General features: G+C 49.7%; 12 protein-coding genes. 3 read left to right on the top strand and 9 right to left on the bottom strand.

Annotated features, from left to right (window positions below):
* Positions 1–12: 12 nt before the first annotated feature.
* The 7 genes from H1A11_RS17420 to H1A11_RS17390 all read right to left on the bottom strand — a co-directional run bounded on the left by H1A11_RS17420 (position 13) and on the right by H1A11_RS17390 (position 8,020).
* A complete protein-coding gene (locus H1A11_RS17420; protein WP_117601031.1) occupies positions 13–675 on the bottom strand; it encodes a TetR/AcrR family transcriptional regulator in 663 nt (220 codons plus the stop codon).
* 155 nt (positions 676–830) lie between these two features.
* Positions 831–2,327 (bottom strand): histidine ammonia-lyase, encoded by a 1,497-nt coding sequence (hutH, locus tag H1A11_RS17415; RefSeq protein ID WP_117601030.1) that lies wholly within the window; start codon positions 2,325–2,327, stop codon positions 831–833.
* Entirely contained in the window at positions 2,324–2,953 is a 630-nt protein-coding gene (locus tag H1A11_RS17410) for a cyclodeaminase/cyclohydrolase family protein (RefSeq protein ID WP_117601029.1), read from the bottom strand. Before H1A11_RS17410 ends, hutH begins: the two co-directional genes overlap by 4 nt.
* A gap of 43 nt (positions 2,954–2,996) precedes the next feature.
* On the bottom strand, positions 2,997–4,250 hold the full coding sequence (gene hutI / locus H1A11_RS17405; RefSeq protein ID WP_181757503.1) for an imidazolonepropionase: 1,254 nt from the start codon (positions 4,248–4,250) through the stop codon (positions 2,997–2,999).
* A gap of 62 nt (positions 4,251–4,312) precedes the next feature.
* Positions 4,313–5,203, bottom strand: coding sequence for a glutamate formimidoyltransferase (ftcD, locus tag H1A11_RS17400; protein ID WP_117966513.1), 891 nt, complete (start codon positions 5,201–5,203; stop codon positions 4,313–4,315).
* 31 nt (positions 5,204–5,234) lie between these two features.
* A complete protein-coding gene (locus H1A11_RS17395) occupies positions 5,235–7,223 on the bottom strand; it encodes a urocanate hydratase (RefSeq protein ID WP_117966510.1) in 1,989 nt (662 codons plus the stop codon).
* Positions 7,224–7,360: 137 nt separating this feature from the next.
* A complete protein-coding gene (locus H1A11_RS17390) occupies positions 7,361–8,020 on the bottom strand; it encodes a lipocalin family protein (RefSeq protein ID WP_117966508.1) in 660 nt (219 codons plus the stop codon).
* A 431-nt stretch (positions 8,021–8,451) separates the two neighbouring features.
* Between H1A11_RS17390 and H1A11_RS17385 the strand changes: the two genes are divergently transcribed.
* Together H1A11_RS17385 and H1A11_RS17380 are read left to right on the top strand one after the other, a co-directional pair.
* A complete protein-coding gene (locus H1A11_RS17385) occupies positions 8,452–8,730 on the top strand; it encodes a LysO family transporter (RefSeq protein WP_005825664.1) in 279 nt (92 codons plus the stop codon).
* Entirely contained in the window at positions 8,727–9,347 is a 621-nt protein-coding gene (locus tag H1A11_RS17380; protein WP_117966505.1) for a lysine exporter LysO family protein, read from the top strand. Before H1A11_RS17385 ends, H1A11_RS17380 begins: the two co-directional genes overlap by 4 nt.
* Before the next feature lie 206 nt (positions 9,348–9,553).
* On the opposite strand, the gene H1A11_RS17375 is transcribed toward H1A11_RS17380, so the two are convergent.
* Together H1A11_RS17375 and H1A11_RS17370 are read right to left on the bottom strand one after the other, a co-directional pair.
* Positions 9,554–10,006: a DUF6078 family protein gene (locus H1A11_RS17375; protein ID WP_131225725.1), complete on the bottom strand. Its 453-nt coding sequence runs from the start codon at positions 10,004–10,006 to the stop codon at positions 9,554–9,556.
* An 11-nt stretch (positions 10,007–10,017) separates the two neighbouring features.
* Entirely contained in the window at positions 10,018–10,662 is a 645-nt protein-coding gene (locus tag H1A11_RS17370; RefSeq protein WP_034525464.1) for a DUF6563 family protein, read from the bottom strand.
* A 126-nt stretch (positions 10,663–10,788) separates the two neighbouring features.
* Between H1A11_RS17370 and H1A11_RS17365 the strand changes: the two genes are divergently transcribed.
* Complete coding sequence (locus H1A11_RS17365; RefSeq protein ID WP_181757502.1) at positions 10,789–12,687, top strand: MutS family DNA mismatch repair protein; 1,899 nt, start codon at positions 10,789–10,791, stop codon at positions 12,685–12,687.
* Positions 12,688–12,727: the final 40 nt, after the last annotated feature.

Below are 12,727 nucleotides of genomic sequence, written 5' to 3'. Positions count from 1 at the left end.
TATTTATTAAAACTACTCCTTCGTTTCATCCGGCTTTACCTGATTCTTGCGATATTCGCAGATAAAGTCCTCCAGGACACGGGCACCCTTCTCCGTAGAGATACCGCGCAAGAAAGTGAACATGATAGATTCATACACTTCAAGGAAAGAATACTCATTGCAGATGTCCGAATTCATCAGCAAATCGAGCTGGTCGCGCACAAGCAGATTGATAATAGCAAAATTCACATCATCACGGAAAATGCCTTGCTTCACGCCCTCTTTGAAAAAGTTCACGGTATCTTCCGAGCTCCGGTTCCGGTTGTTCTTCATCAACTGATAAGCCTTGGGATATTTCTTGATATCCTCAAAAAACTTCTTGTTCGTGGCATGAAAACGCTCTATGCTCCACTGATAACATCTCAACAAAACTTCCAATACGTTGTTGGAAGTCTCTATGACTTCTTTCACAAAAATATCACCATCCTTCTGGGACTTCAGGATACATTCTTCCAGCAAGGTTTCCTTATCCGGAAAAACTTCGTAAAGAGTGCGCTTAGAGATACCCAAAGATGCTGCAATCTCATCCATCGTGATACTTTTTATTCCATTTGTTGTAAATAATTCTACAGCGGCCAGAATGATACGTTCCCTTAGTTCCACCCGTGATGTTGAATGCTTCGTGTGTTCGCCCATTTTTCTTCCCTTTCTAAACTAAAACTATTTTTATTCATTATCGGAATAAAACGAGACAAATATAGAAAGAAAACTCAATTCGCCAATTAAGTTTCCTTTCTTATTGTTAACAGATTAATAATTATTATGTTTCTGGCAGATTTATTGGGAAGTTCCTAATAATCAAACTTTGTCCGGTTGAGGAAAGCGACTGTCTTATGGATTTCCTTATACATCACGATGTCCTCCTTCACAAAGGGAACTTCCTTGCGGTATTCGTGCAGGAAACGCTCCAAAACGGGAGAAGTCTTTGCCGGACGGCGGAAGTCAATGCCCTGAGCGGCATTCATCAGTTCGATGGCAAGGATATGCTCCAGATTATCCATAATGCGATAAAGCTTAGTAGCTGCATTGGCACCCATGCTGACGTGGTCTTCCTGCCCGTTGGAGGAAACGATGGAGTCGCTGCTGGCGGCATAGCAGTACATTTTGTTCTGGCTCACCATAGATGCGGCGGCATATTGCGGAATCATGAAACCGGAGTTCAGACCTGGATTGGCAACAAGGAATTCCGGAAGTCCGCGCAACCCCATGATAAGCTGGGCGATGCGCCGCTCGGATATATTGCCCAGTTCTGCCAGGGCGATGCCGAGAAAGTCGTAGGAGATGGCAAGCGGCTGGCCGTGGAAGTTACCGCCCGAAATGATACGGTCCTCATCGGGGAAGATAGTGGGATTGTCAGTCACGGAATTGATTTCCGTCAGCAGAACGGAAGACACGTAACGGATGGCGTCTTTCGTTGCCCCATGCACCTGAGGGATGCAACGGAACGAATAAGGGTCTTGCACATGCTGCTTGGGACGAGCTACCAGCTCGCTGCCTTCCAATAGCTTGCGGAAGTTGGCACCCGTTTCTATCTGTCCCTTGTGTGGACGAATCTGCTGGATACAGTCCATGAAGGGATCGATACGTCCGTCGAAAGCTTCCAGGGAAAGGGCGGCAATCAAGTCGGCTTTCTTGGAGAGACGAAAGGCTTTGAGAATGGCAAAGACACCGTTGGCACTCATAAACTGGGTACCGTTGAGTAATGCCAATCCCTCTTTACTCATCAGCTTCACCGGTTCCCAGCCGAACTCGTCGAGCACGCTGATAGCCTCGCGCTTCTTTCCTTTATAATAAACATCGCCCACACCGATAAGCGGCAGGAAGAGGTTGGCCAGAGGAGCCAGGTCGCCGGAGGCGCCCAGTGAACCACGGTCATACACAATAGGCATCACGTCGTTATTGAAAAAGTCGAGGATACGCTGCACGGTAATAACCTGCACACCGCTATGCCCCAAAGAGAGGGCATGCGCCTTGAGCAACATCATCAGCTTGATGATGACGGGACGTATCTCCTCGCCCACACTGCAAGCATGGCTCTTGATGAGATTCTCCTGCAAGGTACCCAGCTCGTCCGACGAAATGCTCTTGCTGCACAACGAGCCGAAACCGGTGGTAATGCCATACAAGGGTTCTTCCGACTCCGCAATCTTCTTGTCCAGATAATCGCGGCACTTCTGTATCCGCAGCTTGGCTTCCGGAGCCAGCTCCAGTTTCAAGTTTTCATTAATGATGCGTTCGATGAGGTCGAAGGTCAGCTCACCGGAACCTACGTAATAGACATTGTTCATACTTTCAGCTCTTGATTGATTTCGTCCAACAATTCCTTTTCTTTCGCACAAGCCAAGTGTTCCAATTCATCGGCTTCACTTTGGAGCTTGGACACAAACTCCTTGTCCTTCAACGAACCCAGGTTGATGCGTACATTCATCAGTGCGCCCAGCACAGCCGAACGGGCAGACATCATGGCTACACAAGCATCCGTAACGGCATTGCGATTGCCCATGCGGGCTATATCCATGATGACTGTCATCAACTCATACGCATTGCGTGCCACCTGCATGGGAACAAGGGCAGCAAACTTGGTAGCCTCCTGAATGGCAGCACTGCGCGCCGCTTTTTCCTCATCCGTAGCTTTCGGCATCTTGAAGCAGGCAAACACCTTGTTGTAGGCCTCAGAGTCGCGGTCTATATCTTCCACAAAAGCTCCCTTCTGCTGCAAGGCAACTCCGGAGACATGGCGCATCAGCTCTTCGTGAAGTTCATAACCTTTCTTGCCGATGGTGAGGTTGGCAACCATAGCGGCAAGAGCAGAAGCAATGGCACCGTTCAAAGCGGCAATACTACCGCCACCGGGGACGGGATCACTACCCGCCACTTTATTCAAAAATTCCTTTACTGTCAAATCAACTAACATGGTAATAAATTATTAAGGATTAAATATTAATGTTCAAGGAGCTCTAAAGTCCCGGATAAAGAACTCCGTTCTTCACGGTGGTATTGACACAATTCATCCCGACGTAATAGGGCAAAAAATGATAATTGTCCGTATCGAGGACTACAAAATCCCCTTTTTTGCCCACCTCGATACTACCAATGCTGTCCGCACGGTTCAAGGCGGCTGCACCGTTCAAGGTCAGGGCAGTGATGGCCTCTTCAACACTCATTTTCATATAAATGCACGCCAAGGCAAATGTCAGGGGGATGGAACCGGAGAAACAACTGCCCGGATTGAGGTCGGTGGCAAGAGCCACGGCACAACCGGCATCAATCATTTCGCGTCCACGGGCATAGGGTTCCTTCAAAGCAAAGGCTGTCAGCGGAAGAAGGGTCGCCACAACTTCTTTATTGGCCATGGCGCCGATGTCCGCATCCGAAGCATGCAGCAGATGGTCGGCAGAGACGGCAGAAAGTTCAGCAGCCAGTCCAGCACCACCTAATGGTACAATTTCATCGGCATGGAGTTTCAAGGCAAGTCCCATTTCCTTGGCTGCTAGCAAAAGGCGACGAGACTGTTCGATGGAGAAAACACCCTGCTCACAGAAGACATCGCAGAACTCTGCCAAATTATTATGAACCACTACGGGCATCACTTCGCGGATAATGTAGTCCACGTATTCGTCCGTCCGCCCGTTGTATTCTGCAGGCACAGCATGTGCGCCGAGAAAAGTGGAGACAACGTCTACACGCTTGTGCTCGTCATTATTAAGGCTACGCATCACCCGAAGCTGCAGGAGTTCGGTTTCCTTGTCCAAACCGTAGCCGCTCTTTCCCTCTACGGTAGTCACTCCCATAGCACTCATCTGCTTCAGAAAGCCCTCCGCCTTGCTGCGCAGCTGGATGAAATTGCATGCACGGGTAGCCTTCACCGTACTCACGATGCCTCCTCCACGTTCCATGATGGACATGTAACTCTCTCCCTTCAAACGCCAGGAGAACTCCTCGGCACGCTCGCCACCAAACACAAAGTGTGTGTGTGAGTCCACAAAGCCGGGCAGCAGACACTTGCCGCGGGCATTGTAATGCCAGTAGTGCTGATAATAGCCATCACGCTCCTCTCCACGGTTGGGACCGACGTAGGTGATGACACCGTCGGTCACTTCCACCGTAGCATTGTCGATGATGCTCAGTTGCTCCATCTCGCTGCCGCGACGGGCGGAAAAACCGAGGGGGGTCACGACACGGGCATTGAATATAATAAGGTTCTCTGTCATAAAGCCTCTCCCCTAACCCCTCCCCGTAGGGAGGGGAATTAAGTTAGTACTATTTAATTCGGTTACATTCGTGCTTCTAAAACTTGCTCCATGGAGAAGTTCTCCAATCCCAGATAGTAGGACGCTGTATCTATCAAGGCCTCCATCGGCACCAGACCGATAATCTCACTGCCCACAATGCTGACACCGTAGCGGCGGGCTTCCACACGCACCAGTTCGAAAGCACGGTAGAGGGCGGTGCGGGTATAGTCCGTCATGTTGATGGATACCTGCGTGATGCCGCGGTCTTTCAACTCCACTCCCATTGCCTTGCAATAACGCAGTCCGCCGCCGATGAAACGGATTTTCTTAGCAATGTCATGGGCTATCTCCAGACTGGGAGTATTGAGGTTGATGTTATAGGCCACCAAAGGCATGCGGGCACCGATAGCTACTGTGCCTGCAGTAGGATGACGTTCAGCCGGTCCAAAGTCGGGATGCCATTCCGGTTGCTTTATCTTCTCGGCCATACCTTCGAACTCCCCTTTACGGACAGCGGCCAGATTCTCCCGATGAGGGGCAGAAGCAGACTTTTCATATAAGAAGACAGGAAGATTGTAACGTTTTGCAACCTCCTCGCCCACCTCTTTGGAGAGGGCAACAGCTTCTTCCATCGTCACATTCCGGATGGGGATAAAAGGTACTACATCTACAGCACCCATACGAGGGTGCTGTCCCTGATGGTGATTGAGATCTATCAGCTCTACCGCTACGCCGATAGCTTCGAGCACAGCATCACGAAGCGGTTCAGGCTCACCCACTACGGTCACCACGAGGCGGTTATGGTCTTCATCGTTGCTGTAATCCAACAGTTTCACACCTTGTTTGCTCCGAAAAGGAGCCACTATCTTATCTATCTTTTGCAAATCGCGCCCTTCACTGAAATTGGGGACGCATTCCATAATTCTGTCCATAATATTCTAATATGCTAATGTGAGTAATATGCTAATGAGAGAATATACACATGCTTCTAATCAAATCCTCATCCGCCACATACGGCATCGTGATATGATAGCCATCTGCATGCGTACGGTTAAACTCTTCACTCGTCTCCATGGCATGAGGGTTACGCGCCCACGAACGGCGTGCCACACCACCCATCACATCCCACAGCATGGCGGAACGCAAGATTTCGTCTACCCGCTCACTACCGTCGCACACCATGCCGAAACCGCCGTTGATGGCTTTTCCGATACCTACGCCACCTCCATTGTGCAAGGCCACCAAGCTCATGCCACGCGCACAGTTTCCGGCAAAACACTGTACCGCCATATCTGCCATGACATTACTGCCGTCCTTGATATTGGATGTTTCACGGAATGGAGAGTCTGTACCGCTGACATCGTGATGGTCGCGTCCCAACATGATGGGGCCGACCTCTCCCTTACGCACCATTTCATTGAAGCGCAAAGCTATATTCATGCGTCCCACGGCATCCTGATAGAGAATACGAGCCTGCGTGCCGACTACCAGATTGTTCTTCTCCGCATCACGAATCCAATTGTAGTTATCCAAATCTTGCCCGCGACGTGTAGGGTCGATACATTCCATCGCCGCACGGTCGGTCTTCACCAAGTCTTCATGTTTTCCACTGAGACACACCCAGCGGAACGGACCATAACCATAATCAAACAATTCCGGTCCCATAATGTCTTCCACATAGCTGGGGAAAATGAAGCCGTTCTTATCGTCCCCATCTCGCGCAATTTCGCTCACACCGGCATCGTAGACGGCTTTCATGAAGGAGTTCCCATAATCGAAGAAGTATGTACCGTGTTCCACCAGCCTCTTTATAGCCTTGAAATGACGCTCCAAGGAAACATTCACCAGGCACCGGAACTCCGACGGATTTTCATGCAGCATACGGGTACGCTGCTCAAACGTCAGTCCGACGGGACAGTAACCGCCCTCGTAGGTGGCATGGCAGGAAGTCTGGTCGGAAAGTAAATCTATGTGCAACTGCTTCTGCACCGCATATTCCAGCAAATCGACGACATTGCCGTGATAGGCCACAGAAACCGGGCGGCACTCATCCATCGCTTTTTGAGCCAGCGAGAAGGCTTCTTCCAGAGAATCCGTAACGTGTCCCACCCAACCCTGGGTATGGCGGGTTTCGATGCGGGAAGCATCCACCTCGGCAATGATTGCCGCCGCCCCTGCCATCTCGGCAGCTTTGGGCTGCGCACCGCTCATGCCTCCCAGACCGGAAGAAACAAACAAGCGTCCGCGCAAATCACCATCCTGCGGAATGCCCAGCTTCAGACGGCCCGCATTCAGCAGCGTATTAAAGGTGCCGTGCACAATGCCCTGCGGACCGATGTACATCCAGCCTCCGGCAGTCATCTGGCCGTAGTTGGCAACGCCCATCTGCATAGCGGTGTGCCAGTCCTTCTGATTATCATAGAGCCCCACCATCAGCGCATTGGTAATGATGACACGGGGCGCTTCGGGCTTGGATTTGAACAGTCCCAACGGATGCCCGCTTTCGATAACCAGTGTCTGCTCGCGCGTCAACACTTCGAGGTACTGCTTGATGAGCCGGTATTGCATCCAGTTCTGACAGACCTGTCCCGTCTCACCATAGGTAACTAATTCATACGGATAAAGGGCGATGTCGAAACAAAGATTATTGTCAATCATCACCTGGAAGGCCTTGCCTTCAATACAGTTCCCTTTGTACTCATCGATAGGTTTCGCTTTGAGGTCGCCCTGCGGGCGGTAGCGGTAGCCATAGATACGTCCACGTGTACGCAGTTCTTCCATGAACTCCGGAGCGAGGGTTTCGTGCAGCTCTTTGGGGATGTAGCGCAAAGCGTTCTTCAATGCCGTAGCCGTCTGCGCAGGGGTAAGGGTGTAGCCACGGTCGGGTGCCCGCCGGATACCCTCGACAAAGGAAGGATAGGAAGGCAATGTTTTACTTAAGGTTATCTCCATGTCCTATAAAGATTAAGGATTTACAAAATGTCAGCCCACGAGGGCTATATTTGCCGCAATATAGAAATAAATCCCGACATTCGCAATGGAATGCCGGGATTATTTATCTTTTAGTCAGAAACCAACAAAGAGGATTTCTATTTTAAAGCCATTTTATTGATTTTCATTATCTGATAGACACCCTCATAATCGGCGGCAAATCCGTCATCGGCTTTGCCCATATCGATTACTTCCAACTCTACGTATACCGGTTTTCCGTTTTTAACTCCTTTCGTCATATCATCATATTTTTGCATGAGTTCTCCGGTCTCATCCACAATCCAATAATCGGCAGAATCTCCTTCGGCTTTGAAGGAACGCACCTCATGGCCGATGACCAGCTCGCCTCTTACCGACAGAAGTTTCTTGGCAGGGGTAAGCACCGCAGCAGGTATTGTTTTTTGATTCAGAGCTTCATTGTTCCTGGCATATTTCAAGAGCAACTCTCCTCTTTTGAGAATCAGGCTGTCCTGCGTCAGTTTTTCTATTGTCAGCGTATCCGTGAAAGAAATATTCTGGTGATTGCCGATGCTGGTACCTGAAAGTAACAACCGGTTTCCTACTTTTTTCCATGCCTCATATTTCAAGGTGGCCATGTTAATGGAAGAGGCGCTTCCGTCCCTATCAAGAACGAAACCTTGTTGCATGCCGGGCATTCCCGGAACCGGCTCCACCCAGGAGCCTTCAATGGAGGCATTGTTGCAAGCAGCCAAAGCAACCATGCCAAGAACAGCAGTTAAATCTCTCAATCTTTTCATATCTCTTCTCTTTTTAAAACTATATTTCTAAACAAAGGAGCTCTTGTTTTTCCTCTATTCTCTTGCAAAAATAATGTTTTTACGGGAACTTCCACGCATCAAAGAATCTTTTCACGAAACAAATTATGAATATTTATTTGGAAATTATTCAAACTAGCATTACCTTTGCACCGAAATTCAAAAACGATATGAACCAGTACTTAACTACAAGATACAATACGCGCAATGCTGCATGGGGCAACAAGACCTTATGCGGCCACTTCATAGTGCACGTACATTGGTTCAGCGGATTCATTTAACTATCCTGCAATTTGCATCTTACTATTTTGCACTTCCCTTACCGAGAAAAGGAGGGAGAGATGCCGTGTATGGAGTTTCCGTTCGGAAAAACCGGACTAACCTATGTATTCACCCAAAAAAGAAAAAAACTTATGTTTACAATTATATCCATCATGTTTATAGGAATCGGTATCGGATACCTAATGCGTAATGTACAGATGTTGCAAAAAGTGGAGAAAAGCGCCTCGCTCACCATCTTACTGCTGCTCTTTGTACTCGGTGTATCCATCGGTTCCAACCGTCTGATTGTTGACAATCTGGGAAGATTCGGGTGGCAGGCCGCCGTACTGGCCTCACTGAGCATTACAGGCAGCATGCTAGCCTCACTGATGGTGTTTCACCTATTTTTTAAGAAAGGAGAGAAGAGATGAAGGGAAGTTTGATGGTTGTTGCATTTTTCTGTGCCGGCTGCCTGATGGGAGTAGCCAATGATTTTCAGTTCGACCTGCACGACTTATCCATGTATGTGCTCTATGCATTGATGTTCCAGGTGGGCATCGGCATCGGGAGCAACAAGCAATTGAAGGAGCTGGTCAAGAGTCTGCGGCCCAAAATGCTTTTGGTGCCGATGGCCACCATTGTGGGAACACTGTTGTTCTCCGCCTTCGCCAGTCTGCTGTTGAGCCAATGGAGTGTGTTCGACTGCATGGCGGTGGGTAGCGGATTTGCTTATTATTCGCTTTCCTCCATTCTGATTACGCAATTCAAGGAACCTTCCATAGGTCTGCAACTCGCCACGGAACTGGGCACCATCGCCCTGCTTGCCAATATCTTCCGTGAAATGATGGCTTTGCTGGGTGCACCGCTCATCCGGAAATATTTCGGCAAACTGGCACCTATATCGGCGGCAGGGGTCAATTCGATGGATGTACTTCTACCCTCCATCACCCAATATTCCGGAAAGGATGTGATTCCTATCGCTATATTCCACGGAATATTAATTGATATGAGTGTACCGGTATTCGTATCCTTCTTCTGCAATCTGTAAACAGCGGGCCAAAAAAGGAGGATAAGGCCTCATTGTATTCATACTTTAACAACGTGAACAACAGAGACTTCTCACTGCAAAGTGAGTGCATGCTTTTTGCAGTGCCACTGCATACCTATTTGCAGTGATACTGCAACTGCTTTGCAGCGCGACTGCAACGGGTTTGCAGTGACGCTGCAAAAGGCGTGCAATGACTTTGCAGCCGGTCACCAAGCTACCGCATACTCGTAGCGGTCGAACTTAGGCTTGGTGCTTATGCCTACTGCCTTGAATACCCGGGCTATCCGTTGCTGTTCTTCGGGAGAGATAGGGCGCTCGCCCTTGCGGCAATGATAGTAATAGCGTTCACAAGAGAAGCATCCCATCACGCGATGGCGCACGGTGAAAAGCAGCTTGGTGGGTACTTCGTCGAAAAGGTGCGTCATACCGCGGGCATAGTGCAGCTGCTCGCTGGAGCGGTAACGGGCACAAGTGGAGGACCCGGACAAGCTGCCGACATAAAAAGGATTCACCGCACGAACGGACTGTGGCTGGGGGCCTTCACTCTCGGACAACAGTTGTGCCGCTATCGCCCGCAAGCAGGAAGAGGCTTTGGGGCACTTCCCGTTACCCGCAAAGCAGTATTCGTACCCATCGGGCACGTCTTGCAATAATATCATCTTATTAATGATTAATGGTTAGTGATTAATGGACGGAGTGCACGCAGATACTTGCCGATGACCTCTGCCGACTCGCTTGTTTCTTTCTCGAATTCGGCGTGCAGTGTCGGGTATCCGGCAAGCAGTTGCATCATTCGCTCACGTCCCACGAACTCGGACTTTCCAGTTTCGGGATTCAGTTCGTAATAGACGCGGGCATGCACCAGTCCCGAAGCATTGATGGCGTCTCCCACTTCACCGCCCAATCGTGTGGCATCATCGGGAGTCATGGTACTGGTGGCTGCTTGTCCCACAGGCTGTGCACAGAAGTAAACCTTTCCGCCGAGCCACATGGCAGGTGCATACCACTGCCCGAAGCGATAACGCTTATAGCGCATCTTACGGCAATTGACATAAAGCGAGGTATCTACCCGTACAGCATAACAACGGGACTTCAAATAACGGCAAAGACCGGGATTGTCGTCTACCGTAATACGATAATCGGCACCGCCCATGAGGTAAATCTGGTTCTTTGTACGCTTCTCAATTTTCAGCGTGGTAACCGTATCGCCACGGTTCTCCACCAACTCTTTCAGATTGGAATACATTACCTGTTGCGCCGCCGCCGGCAAAACCGCCAGCAACATCAGAACGCCTGACAACCAACTCTTCTTCATATCCCAACCTCCTCTTTTCTGAAACTTTGTTTTAGTGAGCGAAAGGTACATTTTTTATCGGAAGTAGACAAAAAATCGCGGAAAAAACAATTGGAAATGTATATCTTTGCCTTAAACTTAACATGTATGGAGCAAATAAATACGATAGATAAAATCAGCGCCGTCTACCGCAACACGGCAGAAGAGGCAAGACAAGAACTGAATAAAGTACAACAGAAGATTTACCGCATCGGCAGCCTGCGCCTGCTGCTGTTTGTGGCAGGAGTAGTAGGAATTATCTATTTCTGGAGCGAGAGCTGGGGTATACTGGCCTGCATTGCCCTCATCACCCTACTGCCATTCCTATTTTTAATGAAATACCACAACCGGCTGTTTCGTCGCAAGGACTATCTGGAAAAGAAGATGGAAATCAACGAGCAGGAACTCGCCGCTCTGGATTACGATACGTCTTCTTTCGATGACGGCGAAGCATACATCGACCCCACCCATCTCTACACCTATGATTTGGATGTTTTCGGTCCGCATTCCCTTTTCCAGTACATCAACCGTACCTGCACACAGCCCGGGAAACACCGCCTCGCCCACTGGCTGGGAAAACATCTCGAGAGAAAGGAAGAAATCATCCGCCGCCAGGAAGCCGTCAGCGAACTGGCTCCGGAACTGAAATTCCGTCAGCGCTTCCGTATCCTCGGCCTGCTGTACAAAGGAAAAGCCGCCGATGAAACAGAACTGTGCCAATGGGCAGAAAGTCCGAGTATCTTCCGGAGCCGGAAATTACTGCGCCTCCTGCCGGTACTGGTGACGGGAGCCAACCTCATCTGCCTCGCACTCGTCATGGCAGGAATTCTGCCCGCAAGTATCTGCGGCATCATCTGGACCAGCTTCGTCATCTCCGGCTTCGGCTTCACTGGCAAAGTCACCAAGATGCAGGCCATCTATGGCAAAAAACTGCAAATCCTTTCCACCTACGCCGCCCTGCTCCACCTCATGGAAAAGCAGCCTGCACAAGCCACCCTGCTCAAAGAGATAAAACAACAGATTGGCGGAGAAAAACGGAAAGCCTCCCACTCCATCAGCAGGCTGAACAAGCTCATGGATGAACTCGACCAACGCAACAATGTCTTTATGTACGTCATTCTGAACGGCCTCTTCTTCTGGGAGCTGCGTCAAATCATGCGCATTGAAGCCTGGAAAGAGCAATATGCCGCTGAACTGCCCGGGTGGCTCGATGCCATCGGACAAATGGATGCGCTCAACTCACTGGCAACATTTGCCTATAATCATCCGGACTATATTTACCCAAAGATAGTTCAAGCGGAAAGAAAGGGGAAAGGAAACCTGAATAAAGAAGAAGAAAGCAATTCTGAAACGGAAGCACCCATCAATGCCCCTTCCTCCTTCCGTCTCCGTGCTGAAGCCCTGGGCCATCCGCTGATGAACCGTGACCGCTGTGTCCGCAATGACATCGACATGGTGAAACGACCGTTTTTCATCATCGTCACCGGCGCCAACATGGCAGGGAAAAGCACCTATCTGCGTATGGTGGGCATCAATTACCTCCTTGCCTGCATCGGTGCCCCCGTCTGTGCCCGCCAAATGGAAATATGCCCGGCCCGGCTCATCACTAGCCTGCGTACCTCGGATTCACTGAACGACAACGAGTCCTACTTCTTTGCCGAACTCAAACGTCTGAAACTCATCATAGACAAGCTGCAGGCAGGTGAGGAACTGTTCATCATCCTCGACGAAATTCTGAAAGGTACCAACTCCATGGACAAGCAGAAAGGCTCCTTTGCCCTTATCAAGCAATTCATGACTTTGCAGGCCAATGGCATCATTGCCACCCACGACCTACTGCTGGGAACACTCATCGACCTCTTCCCCGATGACATCCGCAACTATCGCTTCGAAGCAGACATTACGGACAATGAACTGACATTCTCCTACCGCTTGTGCCCAGGCATCGCCCAGAATATGAACGCCTGCTTCCTGATGAAAAAAATGGGGATTGCCGTTGCCGACTAATCCCCACCACAGTTAAAGTCAAGTCTAACGCTTTGACTTA

Source organism: Bacteroides sp. CACC 737, from assembly GCF_013874375.1.
GTDB classification, from domain to species: domain Bacteria; phylum Bacteroidota; class Bacteroidia; order Bacteroidales; family Bacteroidaceae; genus Bacteroides; species Bacteroides uniformis.
Note: the sequence above shows the minus strand (reverse complement) of the source record. Positions and strands in the feature narration are given on the sequence as shown.

Bases quoted from the DNA above. Each gene is read 5' to 3' on its own strand.
- H1A11_RS17420 (WP_117601031.1), bottom strand. From the start codon at position 675: ATGGGCGAACACACGAAGCATTCAACATCACGGGTGGAACTAAGGGAA.
- hutH (WP_117601030.1), bottom strand. From the start codon at position 2,327: ATGAACAATGTCTATTACGTAGGTTCCGGTGAGCTGACCTTCGACCTC.
- H1A11_RS17410 (WP_117601029.1), bottom strand. From the start codon at position 2,953: ATGTTAGTTGATTTGACAGTAAAGGAATTTTTGAATAAAGTGGCGGGT.
- hutI (WP_181757503.1), bottom strand. From the start codon at position 4,250: ATGACAGAGAACCTTATTATATTCAATGCCCGTGTCGTGACCCCCCTC.
- ftcD (WP_117966513.1), bottom strand. From the start codon at position 5,203: ATGGACAGAATTATGGAATGCGTCCCCAATTTCAGTGAAGGGCGCGAT.
- H1A11_RS17395 (WP_117966510.1), bottom strand. From the start codon at position 7,223: ATGGAGATAACCTTAAGTAAAACATTGCCTTCCTATCCTTCCTTTGTC.
- H1A11_RS17390 (WP_117966508.1), bottom strand. From the start codon at position 8,020: ATGAAAAGATTGAGAGATTTAACTGCTGTTCTTGGCATGGTTGCTTTG.
- H1A11_RS17385 (WP_005825664.1), top strand. From the start codon at position 8,452: ATGTTTACAATTATATCCATCATGTTTATAGGAATCGGTATCGGATAC.
- H1A11_RS17380 (WP_117966505.1), top strand. From the start codon at position 8,727: ATGAAGGGAAGTTTGATGGTTGTTGCATTTTTCTGTGCCGGCTGCCTG.
- H1A11_RS17375 (WP_131225725.1), bottom strand. From the start codon at position 10,006: ATGATATTATTGCAAGACGTGCCCGATGGGTACGAATACTGCTTTGCG.
- H1A11_RS17370 (WP_034525464.1), bottom strand. From the start codon at position 10,662: ATGAAGAAGAGTTGGTTGTCAGGCGTTCTGATGTTGCTGGCGGTTTTG.
- H1A11_RS17365 (WP_181757502.1), top strand. From the start codon at position 10,789: ATGGAGCAAATAAATACGATAGATAAAATCAGCGCCGTCTACCGCAAC.